This window comes from Paenibacillus sp. FSL P4-0127 (assembly GCF_038007325.1).
Classification (GTDB): Bacteria; Bacillota; Bacilli; order Paenibacillales; family Paenibacillaceae; genus Fontibacillus; species Fontibacillus macerans.
Genome location: NZ_JBBOWY010000001.1, coordinates 3,320,491 through 3,333,764, shown reverse-complemented (window position 1 = coordinate 3,333,764; position 13,274 = coordinate 3,320,491). Strand labels below are relative to the sequence as shown.

At 54.0% G+C, this 13,274-nt stretch carries 13 protein-coding genes; 3 read left to right on the top strand and 10 right to left on the bottom strand.

Annotation, left to right across the window (positions count from 1 at the left end; all coding sequences use genetic code 11):
* Positions 1-46 precede the first annotated feature (46 nt).
* Positions 47-481: a hypothetical protein gene (locus NYE74_RS14965; protein ID WP_124332983.1), complete on the bottom strand. Its 435-nt coding sequence runs from the start codon at positions 479-481 to the stop codon at positions 47-49.
* A gap of 223 nt (positions 482-704) precedes the next feature.
* Here NYE74_RS14965 and NYE74_RS14960 point away from each other — a divergent pair, with 223 nt between their 5' ends.
* Positions 705-1,235 carry a type 1 glutamine amidotransferase domain-containing protein gene (locus NYE74_RS14960; protein WP_036627906.1) on the top strand — a complete coding sequence of 177 codons (531 nt, stop codon included), beginning with the start codon at positions 705-707 and terminating at the stop codon, positions 1,233-1,235.
* 123 nt (positions 1,236-1,358) lie between these two features.
* Here NYE74_RS14960 and ptsP read toward each other — a convergent pair whose 3' ends face one another.
* The 6 genes from ptsP to NYE74_RS14930 all read right to left on the bottom strand — a co-directional run bounded on the left by ptsP (position 1,359) and on the right by NYE74_RS14930 (position 8,062).
* Positions 1,359-3,101: a phosphoenolpyruvate--protein phosphotransferase gene (ptsP, locus tag NYE74_RS14955; RefSeq protein WP_341004880.1), complete on the bottom strand. Its 1,743-nt coding sequence runs from the start codon at positions 3,099-3,101 to the stop codon at positions 1,359-1,361.
* Positions 3,102-3,276: 175 nt separating this feature from the next.
* Positions 3,277-3,705: a CoA-binding protein gene (locus NYE74_RS14950; protein WP_270618708.1), complete on the bottom strand. Its 429-nt coding sequence runs from the start codon at positions 3,703-3,705 to the stop codon at positions 3,277-3,279.
* A 199-nt stretch (positions 3,706-3,904) separates the two neighbouring features.
* On the bottom strand, positions 3,905-5,197 hold the full coding sequence (aroA, locus tag NYE74_RS14945; RefSeq protein ID WP_341004879.1) for a 3-phosphoshikimate 1-carboxyvinyltransferase: 1,293 nt from the start codon (positions 5,195-5,197) through the stop codon (positions 3,905-3,907).
* Between the two features lie 28 nt (positions 5,198-5,225).
* Positions 5,226-5,738: a shikimate kinase gene (locus tag NYE74_RS14940; protein WP_124332985.1), complete on the bottom strand. Its 513-nt coding sequence runs from the start codon at positions 5,736-5,738 to the stop codon at positions 5,226-5,228.
* 162 nt (positions 5,739-5,900) lie between these two features.
* Entirely contained in the window at positions 5,901-7,310 is a 1,410-nt protein-coding gene (gene gndA, locus NYE74_RS14935; RefSeq protein WP_036621515.1) for an NADP-dependent phosphogluconate dehydrogenase, read from the bottom strand.
* A gap of 155 nt (positions 7,311-7,465) precedes the next feature.
* Positions 7,466-8,062 (bottom strand): hypothetical protein, encoded by a 597-nt coding sequence (locus NYE74_RS14930; protein WP_036621512.1) that lies wholly within the window; start codon positions 8,060-8,062, stop codon positions 7,466-7,468.
* A gap of 345 nt (positions 8,063-8,407) precedes the next feature.
* Here NYE74_RS14930 and NYE74_RS14925 point away from each other — a divergent pair, with 345 nt between their 5' ends.
* Positions 8,408-9,031, top strand: coding sequence for a DUF1054 domain-containing protein (locus tag NYE74_RS14925; protein ID WP_036621510.1), 624 nt, complete (start codon positions 8,408-8,410; stop codon positions 9,029-9,031).
* A 40-nt stretch (positions 9,032-9,071) separates the two neighbouring features.
* Here NYE74_RS14925 and NYE74_RS14920 read toward each other — a convergent pair whose 3' ends face one another.
* Positions 9,072-10,334 carry an MFS transporter gene (locus tag NYE74_RS14920; protein ID WP_036621507.1) on the bottom strand — a complete coding sequence of 421 codons (1,263 nt, stop codon included), beginning with the start codon at positions 10,332-10,334 and terminating at the stop codon, positions 9,072-9,074.
* Positions 10,335-10,521: 187 nt separating this feature from the next.
* On the opposite strand from NYE74_RS14920, the gene NYE74_RS14915 reads away from it, so the two are divergent.
* Positions 10,522-11,997 carry an aminotransferase class I/II-fold pyridoxal phosphate-dependent enzyme gene (locus NYE74_RS14915; protein WP_036621504.1) on the top strand — a complete coding sequence of 492 codons (1,476 nt, stop codon included), beginning with the start codon at positions 10,522-10,524 and terminating at the stop codon, positions 11,995-11,997.
* A 71-nt stretch (positions 11,998-12,068) separates the two neighbouring features.
* Here NYE74_RS14915 and NYE74_RS14910 read toward each other — a convergent pair whose 3' ends face one another.
* Together NYE74_RS14910 and NYE74_RS14905 are read right to left on the bottom strand one after the other, a co-directional pair.
* Positions 12,069-12,392, bottom strand: coding sequence for a DUF1292 domain-containing protein (locus NYE74_RS14910; protein WP_036621502.1), 324 nt, complete (start codon positions 12,390-12,392; stop codon positions 12,069-12,071).
* Between the two features lie 121 nt (positions 12,393-12,513).
* The gene (locus NYE74_RS14905) at positions 12,514-13,068 is read right to left on the bottom strand and encodes a copper amine oxidase (protein ID WP_036627903.1); all 555 of its coding nucleotides are present in this window, start codon (positions 13,066-13,068) and stop codon (positions 12,514-12,516) included.
* Between the last annotated feature and the right edge of the window lie 206 nt (positions 13,069-13,274).

Genomic DNA, 13,274 nt, shown 5'->3' with positions numbered 1-13,274 from the left:
AAATACAACCTGAAATGAAAAAAACGTGAAAATGTCAAAACTTTGCTTAAGAAAGCTGACGATTTTTTATAAATTTGGACAATTGCGCCAAACGTTGGGAAATATCGTCCATCCACGCCGTGTCGCCCAGATTTTTTGCACAGCCGAATAAATCCAACAGAAGGTTAATCCTCTCCTCGCATTGCCGCTCGAGCAGGGCTTCAAATGAAGATGTCTCCATCCGGTTCCACTGGCGGTAAATTCCGAAAATCAGATCGGCCAGTTCATTCCGCTCGGTAAAATCGATCCGCTCTTCCGCCCGCTCCCGCTTAAGCTTGGCCAGCATGTCGGTTAAATCCGTTTTCACTTCCGGCAGCACTTCGTAATAACTGCAATCTTCGCATTCATAAATCGGAACCCGGCTGATTTCATAGATTCCTTCAAAAATAACCACCCTGAAGCCTAGATTCATCATTTGCCCGCAATGACAGTGCTTTCGCACGGTACCCACCTCATCTTAATCTACTACATTTTAGTTGCTACGATGAATAATATATATATTCGACCTTCCCGAGGTATCTCCTTCCATTAGCAGAACATACTTATATTTACCATCCATGGAAAGCGTTTTGGAGCCTCTGGGCATGAAAATACTTATCATTTTTGATACAATTAAAATATTGAATGGGAATTTCGTCAAGGGCGCCAAATGATAGGAGGAGACGATTTTGAGACTTACTGGTAAAAAGATTATCGCTTTAGTAGACGAAGAATTTGAGGATCTGGAGCTCTGGTACCCGGTCTATCGCGTTCGCGAGGAAGGTGCGGAAGTCCATCTCGCCGGTGCGGAGAAAGGCAAAAAATACATAGGGAAGTACGGCGTCCCCGCCGAAGCCGAACTTTCCTTTGAGGAAATCGATTCCAGCCGGTACGACGGCATTCTCGTTCCCGGGGGTTGGGCTCCGGACAAGCTGCGCCGGTACGGGAAAGTGCTGCAGATCGTCCGCGAGATGAATGACGCGAAAAAGCCGATCGGCCAGATCTGCCACGCCGGCTGGGTGCTTGTCTCCGCCGGAATTTTAAAGGGCGTGACCGTGACCTCCACCCCGGGGATCCGCGACGATATGGAGAACGCCGGAGCCGTCTGGAAAGATGAACCGGTCGTCGTCGACGGACATATTATTTCCGCCCGCCGTCCGCCGGATTTGCCGGAATACGGGAAAGCTTATGTTGATGCGCTGGCCGCGGCAAAATAACGTGCACGTGCCCAGTCTCCAATTCGATTGGATATATCCAATGACCATACCGAGTTTATACTTTAATTAATAAAAGGCCAGTAAAGCGCGGGGCGCTTTACTGGCCTTTTTGCGCTTAAAAGCTTATTTGCCAAGCCGTTCCTGCTCCAGCCGGCAACCGAAACGGACGAGTTCCGCTTCGATCTGGTCGCTGGTCGGCAAGCGGTAGCAGGCGGCGCCAGCCTCCCGGCTTTCCCCTGCATAACTATTCAAAATGCGGTGTTTTACCCGGAGCAGCGACTGCGGCGACATGCTCAAATCGCTGACCCCCAGATGGAGCCACAGCGGGACCGCCTTCTCGTCCCCGGCCATTTCGCCGCAGACGCTTACCGGAATCCCCGCCTCCTTCGCGGCTTGAACGGTTTGCTTCAGCATGCGGAGAACGGCAGGGTGATACGGGTGATACATGTGCGCGATTTTCTCGTTCATCCGGTCCACGGCCAGGACGTATTGGACCAGATCATTGGTGCCGATGCTGAAAAAGTCCGCTTCCTGGGCCAGCAGATCGGCGATGGCCGCCGCCGCCGGAACCTCGATCATGATACCGACCTGAACGCCGGGATCAAATCTAAGGCCGCGGGTGCGCAAATCCTGTTTGGCCTCCTCCAAAATCCGGTTGGCGGCCCGAATTTCTTCCAGGGAGGAGATCATCGGGTACAGGATTTTCACGTTGCCGTAAGCGCTGGCGCGCAAAATCGCGGTCAGTTGGGTTTTGAACAGCTCCTTGCTGTCAAGGCTGATGCGGATCGCCCGATAGCCGAGCACCGGATTGTCTTCTTCCGGCAGTTCGAAATATTCGAGCTGTTTGTCGCCGCCGATATCCAGCGTCCGGATTACCACGGAATGCGCGCCGGCTTTCTCCGCCACCTGCCGGTATACTTCAAATTGCTCGTCTTCCCCCGGGAACGAGGCCCGGTCCATGTACAAAAACTCCGTACGGAACAAACCTACGCCTTCGGCCCCGCATTTCACCGCCAGCTCCAAATCTTTGACCGAGCTGATATTCCCCGCCAGACGCAGGCGGACACCGTCCTTCGTTACCGCTTCCACCGCCGCCAGCAGCTGCAGCTGTTCCTTCCGGCGGCGCTGCTTCTCGGCGATCTCGGTGTAGCGCTTGACGATGTCCGGACCGGGATTAAGATATACCTGCCCCTCGTCGCCGTCAATGACCAGCAGATCGCCCGTCTGCACCGGTTCTGCCAGTTTATGCTCAAGTCCGGATACAAGCGGGATGCCCAGAGCCCGGGCCATAATGGCGGAATGGGACGTTTTGCCGCCGGCCATCGTCACCATCCCCAGCACATTGTCCGGGTTGAGGTGCACCAGCTGGGACGGGGACAGCTCCTTGGCCACCAGAATATACGGCTGCGTATCCGCGGGCAGCGTAATGTCCGGCGTTCCGAGCAGATGCTTAAGCAGCCGGTTGCCGACGTCCTTGATGTCGAGCGCTCTTTCTTTCATATACTCATCGTCCAGCAGATCAAACATCGTGACGAAATGATCGATCGCTTCCTTGACGGCCACCTCCGCCGCCTTGTATTGCCTTTCGATAATCCCCCGGATTTCGCTCATAAAAACAGGGTCTTCCAGAATGGCCAGATGGGCATCGAAAATCCCCGATTCCTCCGCGCCGACCGTTTCCTTAATTTCGTTCTTCAGACCCTCGATTTCGGTTTTGGACGTCCGTATGCCTTCGTACAAACGCTCGAATTCCATGGCGAGATCCACCTTATCCATCCGCCGATCCGGCACATCCCATTCCCAGGCGGGCAGCACAAAAGCTTTGCCGATAGCGACTCCCGCTGCTGCTCCGATCCCCTGTATCATGTAGTGACCCCCTATGTCCTGCTTTGAAGTTCCGGTTTTCGAAACCGCGGTTCCTTTTTAGGATACCCTCTCTCTATTCCATTATGGTAAGCCCAGCCCGATAAATTTGTCAAAGGAAAAAGCCACAGTCCAAAAGGGCCCCTCTTTGCAGACGGGCCTCCGGCAAAAAAACTGTTCAGCTTCGCTTTCCGATCAAAATGCTGTCCTCCACCTTGATGCAGCGGTCCATAATGACCGTAAGTCCGCCTTTTGCGGCGATTTCGTACGCTTCCTCATTGAAAATTCCGAGCTGCAGCCACAGCACGCGCGCCCCGATCTTCACCGCTTCCTCCGCAACCGGAGGCGTCAGTTCGCTGCGGCGGAAGACGTTGACGATACCGACCGGTTCGGGAATGTCCGCCAGGGAAGCGTACACCTTTTCGCCGAGGATTTCTCCGCTTACGGTTGGATTTACCGGGATGATGCGGTAGCCGTTGCTTTGCAGGGCCTGCGCGACCATGTAGGAGGTCCGGTCGGGCTTATCCGACAGGCCGACAACGGCGATGTTGCCGGCGTTCAGCAATATTTGCTTGATCTCTTCACGGCTTGGATTTTCAAATGGCATTTTTAGCTTCCTCCCTTTCAAATTTGTTCGTGATCAAAAAGTCAGGTTTTCAGCACCGAGAAGGTTGGATGAAGCTAGGGACTGAGGAGCGGAGCGTACGTTTTGGGTACGTGAGCACCGGAAGGCCCGGCTGAATTCAAGATTCGACGTCGATTCCGCTTCTTGACCTGCTTCGTGATCAAAAGCTGACTCTATAAGTTTATTCTACCCGTTCCACGGATGCGCCAAGCGAGCCAATATGGTCGAAAAACTGCGGATACGATTTGGCCACATGATGCGCATCCTTAATGACAAGCGGCTGCCGGCAGCGCAGACCTACGACCGTGAGCGCCATAATCACCCGGTGATCGTAATGCGCGTTGATCTCTACGCCGCCTTCAAGCCCGGCAGGACGGCCGTGCACGATGATTTCCGCCCGGCGTTCCTCTACGTTGGCCCCGGCTTTTTTCAGCTCCTGCAAAAAATCCGTAATACGGTCGCATTCTTTGTAACGCAGATTTTCCACATTGTAAAAACGCGAGGTGCCGTCGGCGAATACCGCGGCCGCGACCATGGCCAGCACCGCGTCGGTGGCGGCGTCGCCGTCGAATTCGACCGGGCGCAGCCGGCCGTTGCCGCGCACGTGCACGGTTCCGTCGCTATGGGTGAGCGGCACGTCCATCATCTGCAGCACGTCGACGATGGCTCTTTCCCCCTGCTTGCTGCGCTCGGCCAGCCGGTGCACCTTCACGTCCGATTTCGTGATCGCGGCCGCCGCCAAAATCGCCGCCGACCCGGGGTAATCGCCTTGCACCGTGTAGGTTTTCGCCTGGTAGCTTTGCCGTCCCGGCACGCGGAAATGCATATAATCGCCGCTCGCATGTATGACGATGCCCGCTTGCTCCAGCACCTCCAGCGTTTGCCCGACGACCACCTTCGATTTGAGATCGTCCAGCACTTCGATTTCGCTGTCCTCGTCCAGCAGCGGGGTCAAAAACAGCAGCGCGCTCAAATATTGCGAGCTGACCGCGCCGGACACGCGGATTTTCCCGCCTTTGGGCGCTCCGCCGCGGATGCGGATCGGCAGCCGGCCCTCGTTGTGTTCGACCTCTACCCCAAGCTGGCCAAGCGCTTTGATCAGGTCGTCGTGCGGGCGTTTGCCCAGCGAATCGGGGTACGTATTGACGAACGTCACATCCGGACACAGCGAGGCGATCGCCATCAGGAAGCGGAGCACCGCTCCGGCGTTGCCGACGTTCAGCTCTTTGACGTCCTTCGGGCGGCGGCCAAAGCCGGTGATGACGATTTTTTCCTCGTCCTCGTCAAGCACCGAGCCCAAATCGGCGATGCAGCGGCGCATCGCATCGCTGTCTTCGCTGTGTGCGGGATAATATACGGTGCTTGTGCCCTCCGCCAAAGCGGCGACGAGCAAATACCGGGTCGTATAGTTTTTGGAAGACAGGGCTCCTATTTCTCCAGTCAGCTCAGGCGTAGGCCTTACGATTACGTCCATGTTTCATTCCTCTTTTCGTTGTTGATCGTTAACCGCGGCAACGCGTTAAAATCTCAAGCGCCACCTGCTCTGCGTTTTTCCCCGTCGTATCCACGGTGTGATGCGCGAAATCATAGGCGTTTTTCCGTTCCTCCAGCAGCGCGGTTACCCGTTCTTTGGCGCCGCCGGCCAGCAAGGGGCGGTTTTCGTCCTCGCCGACGCGGGCGATGATGTCGTCCGCCGAGGCTGTCAAAGCGATGACCAGCCCGTTCTCCAGCATCGCGCGGCAATTGCCCTGCCGCAGCACGACGCCGCCGCCGGTCGCCAGGACGATGCCGTCGTTCGCAAGCACTCGACAGAGAAGCCGCGATTCGGTGTCTCTAAAGAATGCTTCGCCTTTCTCGGCAAAAATTTCCGGGATCGACCGCCCGGTTTCCATAACGATCATCTGATCGAGATCGACAAGACGGAGGCCGGCTTCGGCCGCCAGCAATGCCCCGACGGTCGATTTGCCCGTGCCCATCATGCCGATCAGCACGATATTATTTTTGGCAGTGCGCATGTTTTTTCACCTACTTGCAACTTTCCCATATCATAACACAGGCCGGCATATTTTCAATACGAACTTGCTCCGCAGCATTTCCTCCGGGTGCAAAAAAGCCGCCGAAGAGACAGACGTCTCTCCGGCGGCTGGGCGTATCGTTCTATCCACTTTACGTCCTTCTTAGAACCATTGATGGTGGAAGACGCCTTCCTTGTCGACCCGTTTGAACGTATGCGCGCCAAAGTAATCGCGCTGCGCCTGCAGCAGGTTCGCCGGCAGACGCTCCGTGCGGTAGCTGTCGTAGTAGGACAAGGCGCTGGCGAAGCCCGGAACCGGAATTCCGTTCTCCACGGCAGCGGCAACGACTTTGCGCCATGCGTCCTGATAGCTTTCGACCACGTTTTTGAAGTACGGGTCAAGCAGCAGGTTTTTGAGCGCGGGATCGCGGTCGTAAGCTTCTTTGATGTTGTGCAGGAACTGGGAACGGATAATGCAGCCGCCGCGGAAAATCATCGCGATGTTGCCGTATTTCAAATTCCAGCCGTATTCGTCGGAAGCGGCGCGCATTTGGGCAAAACCTTGAGCGTAAGAGACGATTTTGCTGGCGAACAGCGCTTTGCGGACGTTTTCGATGAATTCTTGTTTGTCGCCGGCAAACGGTTTTTTGGCCGGGCCGTTCAAAATTTTGCTGGCCGCCACGCGCTCTTCCTTCATCGCCGACAGGAAGCGGGAGAATACGGATTCCGTAATCATCGACAGCGGCACGCCGAGATCCAGCGCGCTTTGGCTTGTCCATTTGCCGGTTCCTTTTTGCCCGGCGGCGTCGAGAATGACGTCCACCATCGGTTTGCCGGTTTCTTCGTCATATTGGGAGAAGATGTCGGCGGTAATTTCGATCAGGTAGCTGTCGAGCTCCCCTTTGTTCCATTCGCTGAAAATTTCGTGCAATTCCTTGGCGCCAACGCCGAGTACATCCTTCAGCAAATGATAAGCTTCGCCGATCAACTGCATGTCGCCGTACTCAATGCCGTTGTGCACCATTTTGACATAGTGCCCCGCGCCGTCCGGACCGATATATGTACAGCAAGGATCACCATTCACTTTGGCGGAAATGGCCGTTAAAATCGGTTCAACCAGCTTGTAGGCGTCTTCTTGCCCGCCCGGCATGATGGCAGGGCCTTTCAGCGCGCCTTCTTCGCCGCCGGATACCCCGGTGCCGATAAAGCGGAAGCCTTTAGCCTCAAGCTCTTTGCTGCGGCGCTGCGTGTCCGGGAAGTGGGCGTTGCCCCCGTCGATGATGATATCGCCTTGATCCAGGTAAGGAAGCAGTTGTTCAATCGTCGCGTCCGTAGCCGGGCCGGCTTGTACCATAATCAAAATTTTGCGCGGAGTTTCCAGCGAGTTGACGAACTCCTCGACGGAAAACGTGCCGACAAGGTTTTTGCCTTTGCCTTCGTTTGCCAGAAGGTCATGCGTTTTTTCCGGGGAACGGTTGAACACCGAGACGCTGAAGCCCCGGCTCTCAATATTCAGGGCCAAGTTTTTGCCCATAACGGCAAGGCCGATAACGCCGATTTGTTGTTTTGACATGGTCTCCATCCTTTGCTCACTATATTTTTGTTCAATAATATCATTTTAACAGTTTTGTGTACAGAAGTGAACCCTGCTCTGCCATCAAAAAACATCCCCCGACAATCGCTTGGGGGAACCGGAAAAATATATTCTATTTTGCGCCAAGCGGATCGTTACCATTCCAGGCGGATCAGTTCCAGGCGAAGCTTGCGGAGTTTTTCCTTGCAGGCTTCCGAGGCGGCTTCGTCGCCGCTTTGCAGCGCTTCAAACAGCCTGCCGAGCTCGTCGTCCAGCTCCCGCTCCAAGTCTGCAAGCTGCCGTTCCGCTTTGTCGGAAGCGAACATTTCGGCAAGCTGCTCCGTGTTTAGCGTCGGGCCTTTCTGAAAAATGACCTTGTGCTCCATCCCGGATATTTCGACCAGACGGATGACTTCGCCAAACAAAATATTTTCGATCACAATTTGCCTGTCCTTGAACCGTTTGACCACCGCGTGACCGCGCAGCTCCCCGATCAGTTTCTCCAGCCATTCGGCCAGCTTGGCGTCGCGGATTACGTAATCGCCGGCCAGCTTGTATCCTTTGGCGAGACGTTGAAACTTCAGCTTCGTCAGCTTGCGTCCGGTGCGGACGGAAATGATGAATACGGATTCGTTTTCGCTCCAATATAAAGAATACCCGTCTTGGATCAAATCGCGGATCAATTGTTGAATGTGCCGGCGGTCAAATCGGAGTTCCAGATTACAATACTCAACCTCATAGCTTTTATTCACGGCACTCCCTCCTAAAAGTTTTTGTAGGCGTTGCATCTGTGGTTGCGCTTCGTACAAAAACTACTTCGAAAGCATTAGCTAAGTTTTTGTGAGCGGTACATCTTAGCTGCACTTCGAACAAAAACTCGCTACGGAAGCATGACTTAGTGTTTTGCGTTTCGAACAGACTCGCTGCGGCTTACCTTATCTTATACTCCATCTTATGTTATGGAACTTGGTTTATTGATTATTTTTACCCGTTTCGGGCCACGGTTGACGCATCCTTGGGGGCGGTATGTTATACTGATGGGAGGCAAATAACACCTTAATGAATTTCCGATTGATGAGGCTGGAGGTATCAAGCACATGACATTTCCCGGTTTTGTGCAGGAGGATTTTGAAGCGTTGACCGTTCCGGGACTCGAGGGCCGGATGGAAGCGATTATTAGCCGGATCAGACCGAAGCTGGAGACGCTCGGGACCGAGCTGGCGCCATACTTGTCCGCGCTTTGCGGAGAAGAGATGTACCCGCATGTCGCCAAACACGCCCGGCGCACGGTCAATCCGCCAAACGATACATGGGTGGCCTGGGCCGCGAGCAAACGGGGCTATAAAGCGCTGCCTCATTTTCAAGTAGGCCTGTTCCCCACTCACTTGTTCATCATTTTTGCCGTCATCTACGAAAGTCCGAACAAGCTGGTATTCGCCAATTATTTGGACAAGCATGCGGCAAAGGTGAAAAAAACAATCCCGGGCGGCTTCTATTGGTCGCTCGATCATATGGATCCCGGCGGCACGCCGCATCAGGAGGCGGACAGCAAGCTGCTGAAGCAATGGGCCGAACAGCTGAAAAAGGTGAAAAAAGCCGAGATCATGTGCGGACTGCGCCTGGAACAGGACAACCCTCTGCTTGGGGATGGGAGCAAGCTGGTGCAAACGATCGAGGAGACGTTCCAGACCCTGCTCCCCCTCTACAAAAGCGCATTTTAAAGTGTTACGGCGAGAGCCGTGGCGCGGCCAGCCTTCGGGATTATCCCCGAAGGCTTTTGGTCTTTCCCGCAATTCCGAGATGCAGAAAAAACAGCAAGGCCATCACCGCCGAACTGGCCAGAAACGGAGCGGAAGGCCCCAAAACATCCCACATTTTGCCCGATACGATAGGCCCTACCACCATTCCCGTGCCCTGTATCGTCAGAAACAGCCCCCACACCGTGCCCTTCTCCCCTTCCGGCAGCAAATGCGAGAGCATTGTATCCCAGGTTGGAAGAATGAAGGCGTAGCTCACCCCGATCAACATGACGAGCAGCCATACCAGGGATACGGAGCTCGTTACCGCGAAAATGCCGATCGCTACGGCCGCTAGCGCGAACCCGACGTGCAAAAACCAGCGTGTCCCGAAGCGGTCCACCAGCTTCCCGATCGGGATAAGTCCCGCCACCGTGATGCCTCCGCCGATCACCAGCATGAAGCTGAACGTTTCCGGCGGCAAACCGAGCTCGGACCGGACATAAAGCGTAATGACGGGCGTCAGCAGCCCCACGGCAAAAGACCGCAGAAACAGCGCCGGATAAAGCAGCGGACTGACATGCAAATTTTCTCTGATCTCGCGGAGCGTGGCGCGGATATGGCGCCATATTCCCCCCTGCCGCAGCGCCTTGCCCAAGGTTTCGGGATCGGCTCCCCCCCGCTTGGCCCCGGGCCTGCCGCCGGTTTTGCCGGGAAGAAACAGCGATACGATCACCACCAGCCCAACGCAGGCCAATAGGAGCCAAAACACGGGACGGTAAGAGCCGTCTACGAGAAAATTGATCAGCACCGGTCCCAATCCGGTTCCGCCGAGGCTGGAAATTTGCATGACCCCCATCGCCGTGGCGAAATTTTTGTTTTCTTCCGCCACCGCCGTAATTCCCATTAGGACGCACGGCCACAGCGGCGCCGTACCGATTCCCAGCAGGGCGCAGCCAAGCACGAGAAATCCCATCGTCTTCAAAAAGGCGATCATCGCCACCGCTCCGAGCGTAATACAAAGCCCCAGCGTCATCGTCAGGCGAAAGCCGATCCTCTCGATCAGCCAGCCTGCCGGGCTGCGGAACAAATTATCTCCGATATATTGGAGCGAAAAAGACAAACCGATTGCAAAGGCGCTCAGCTTCAGCACGTCCCCCATATAAACGGGCAGTACCGCAACGATGAGCGCTCCCTTTACGAATTCGACCAAAAACATAATGACCCAAAGGCAAGCGAACGTAGGATTAAGCAGCTTTTTGCGCGCGATTCTTGAAGTTAATTCCATGGCCAATCTCCCCTCCGCTATCTCTCCAAGTATGATTTTTCCGTTTTAGTTTGTCCTTTTGGGGAGCGTTCTTACCCGCTGCAATCGCATTTTTCTTTCCCTCGCCAATGTTCGCTTGCATTCCGAACCGTTTTTGTTATACTCAAGCTTGTTTATATTTTAACGATGAAAGGCAGGGATGGCCCATATGGATCATCAAAGCACGCCGCTTTTTACCGCACTCAAAAGACACGCGGCCGGCAATCCCGTTCAATTTCACATTCCCGGGCACAAAAAGGGGCTCGGCACCGATAAAGAATTCCGTGAATTCATCGGCGATAATGCCTTGTCGATCGATTTGATCAACATCGCGCCGCTGGACGATCTCCATCAGCCGACCGGCGTGATCGAGGAAGCGCAAAAGCTCGCCGCCGACGCGTTTGGCGCGGACCATACGTTTTTTTCCGTTCAAGGCACAAGCGGGGCCATCATGACCATGATATTATCCGTTTGTTCGCCGGGCGATAAAATTATCGTTCCAAGAAACATTCACAAATCAGTCATGTCGGCGATTATTTTCGCCGGAGCCAAGCCGGTCTTCGTGTCGCCGGCCCAGGACTTTAGTCTCGGCATCGATCACGGCATTACGACGTCCTCGGTGCGCCGCGCTTTGCAGCGCCATCCCGACGCCAAAGCGGTTGTGGTCATTAATCCGACGTATTTCGGGGTATGCGCCAACCTGAAGGAAATCGTCGACCTTGCCCACAGCTTTCATGTTCCCGTGCTTGTGGACGAAGCGCACGGCGTGCACATCCATTTTCACGAGCAGCTGCCGATGTCGGCCATGCAGGCCGGCGCGGATATGGCGGCGACGAGCGTTCACAAGCTTGGGGGTTCCATGACGCAGAGTTCGATTCTAAACGTCAACACGAAAAACGGTTATGTAAATCCGCAGCGCGTGCAAACGATCATCAGTATGCTGACGACGACGTCGACTTCCTATTTGCTGCTGGCTTCCCTCGATACCGCCCGCAGAAATCTCGCGCTGCACGGCCGCGAGTTGGCCGAACAATCGGTGGAGCTGGCGCAGTACGTCCGCGAAGAAATCAACAAAATTGAGGGGCTGTACTGCTTTGGACGGGAAATTTTGGGCAGCGAAGCGGCCTATGACCATGATCCGACCAAGCTTACGATCCATGTCCGCCATTTGGGCATCACCGGCTACGAAACGGAAAATTGGCTGCGTGAGCATTATAATATCGAGGTTGAGCTCAGCGATATGTACAATATCCTCTGTCTGATTACGCCGGGGGATACGCGGGAAACCGCCGACATATTGCTGAAGGCGCTGCGCGAACTGTCCGGCATTTACTATAAAGAAGGCAATGCCAACGAGTTGATCGTCAAAGTACCGGAAATCCCGCAGCTCTCCCTGATTCCGCGGGACGCCTTTTACGCCGATACCGAAGTGATTCCGTTCAAGGAGTCGGCGGGCCGGATCATTGCCGAGTTTATTTACGTATATCCGCCAGGGATTCCGATTTTGCTCCCCGGCGAAGTCATTTCCCAGGATAATATCGACTATATCGTCGACCATGTGGAGGTCGGTTTGCCGGTGAAAGGGCCGGAAGACCGGAAGATCGAAAATGTAAAGGTCATCGTGGAGGCAGACCCGATCTTCTAAAGCTTAAACTTATGCAAATCAAAAGCTCCCCGAAAAATCGGGGAGCTTTTGATTATTGCGCCGAGGCGTTATTAAACTTCATCAAGCTGGGAGACAAGTTCGTTGTATGCTTCCTCCACTTGCTTCCATTCTGCTTCGTCTTCGATATTGTAAAGCACCATCTCTTCGTTTTCTTCTTCCATGCGGAGAATGATGCCGTCCGCTTCCGGATTGTTTCGCTCCAACAGAAGTGCGTACACTTTTTCGCCTACGTCGAACGTTTCGACGAGCACCATTTCTACGTCGTTGCCTTGTTCGTCCGTCAGCGTCAACACAAACTCTTCGTGCTCATGATCGTGGTCATGGTCATGCCCGCATCCGCACGCTTCGCCGTGTTCGTGATTGTGGTCGCTCATTAAATTACCTCGCTTTAATGGTTTTAATGGTTTTAAATAGTGTTGCCTTATCCCCCGTATCGTAACATTTTCGGATGGACAGGTCAATTTTCCCAGCCCCGCTGTGTAGATTATTTTGCACCTATTCCAGGACATTGATACCTTTCTCCGATACCAGCACAAAATCCGTTCCGCCGGACGGCTTCATATAAAATCCGACCGTATACCGCCCGGTTGCTTTGAAATCGTACGTGTAGTCTTTAGTGCGGAACCAGAAATTATCCTTCTGATCCTTGATTTCATCGGTCTGGATTTCCTTCGAGGTTCCGTCGGGCGCCGTGATCGAGACGCGAACCGCTGAAATGTTAGTCTTCAAATTATCGATTTGCGAAAATACGAAAAATTTAAGCTTGCCCGTCTTTTTGATATCCCCGAACACTCCGTCCTCCCTAGACAAAGACATATGAACGTTCGGTTTATAGTAATTGACCGTTTTCGTTTCTTCATTATACTCCACCAATCCATCGAGACTCCGTAAAGGGACGTAGGTTTTCCCGTCGATAACATATCCGCCGTCTTCCATTTCGCGGCCGTTCAGCAGCAGTTTCACCTTTTGGGTGGCCGCATCGGCAAATAACATGGACCCTCCCATTAAAGAGAAGGCTATGACAAGGAAAGCAATTCTTCTCCATTTCAAATTCATTGGTATGAACCTCCATTTGATTCATGTTGATATAAATTTATACTCCGCCTGTACGGGCAAGTTGCGGTATTACCGGTAAAAGCCGGATATTTTTTCCGTCTTGTCCGCTAGCTTTGCTTCGCTCCGGAGCCGGGGGCTTTCGTTTGGAAGGGAATTGGAGTACATTAAAGGAAAGGATGCAACTTTCACAAGGAGGATAT

Bases quoted from the DNA above. Each gene is read 5' to 3' on its own strand.
- ptsP (WP_341004880.1), bottom strand. From the start codon at position 3,101: ATGATACAGGGGATCGGAGCAGCAGCGGGAGTCGCTATCGGCAAAGCT.
- NYE74_RS14950 (WP_270618708.1), bottom strand. From the start codon at position 3,705: ATGCCATTTGAAAATCCAAGCCGTGAAGAGATCAAGCAAATATTGCTG.
- aroA (WP_341004879.1), bottom strand. From the start codon at position 5,197: ATGGACGTAATCGTAAGGCCTACGCCTGAGCTGACTGGAGAAATAGGA.
- NYE74_RS14940 (WP_124332985.1), bottom strand. From the start codon at position 5,738: ATGCGCACTGCCAAAAATAATATCGTGCTGATCGGCATGATGGGCACG.
- gndA (WP_036621515.1), bottom strand. From the start codon at position 7,310: ATGTCAAAACAACAAATCGGCGTTATCGGCCTTGCCGTTATGGGCAAA.
- NYE74_RS14925 (WP_036621510.1), top strand. From the start codon at position 8,408: ATGACATTTCCCGGTTTTGTGCAGGAGGATTTTGAAGCGTTGACCGTT.
- NYE74_RS14920 (WP_036621507.1), bottom strand. From the start codon at position 10,334: ATGGAATTAACTTCAAGAATCGCGCGCAAAAAGCTGCTTAATCCTACG.
- NYE74_RS14915 (WP_036621504.1), top strand. From the start codon at position 10,522: ATGGATCATCAAAGCACGCCGCTTTTTACCGCACTCAAAAGACACGCG.
- NYE74_RS14910 (WP_036621502.1), bottom strand. From the start codon at position 12,392: ATGAGCGACCACAATCACGAACACGGCGAAGCGTGCGGATGCGGGCAT.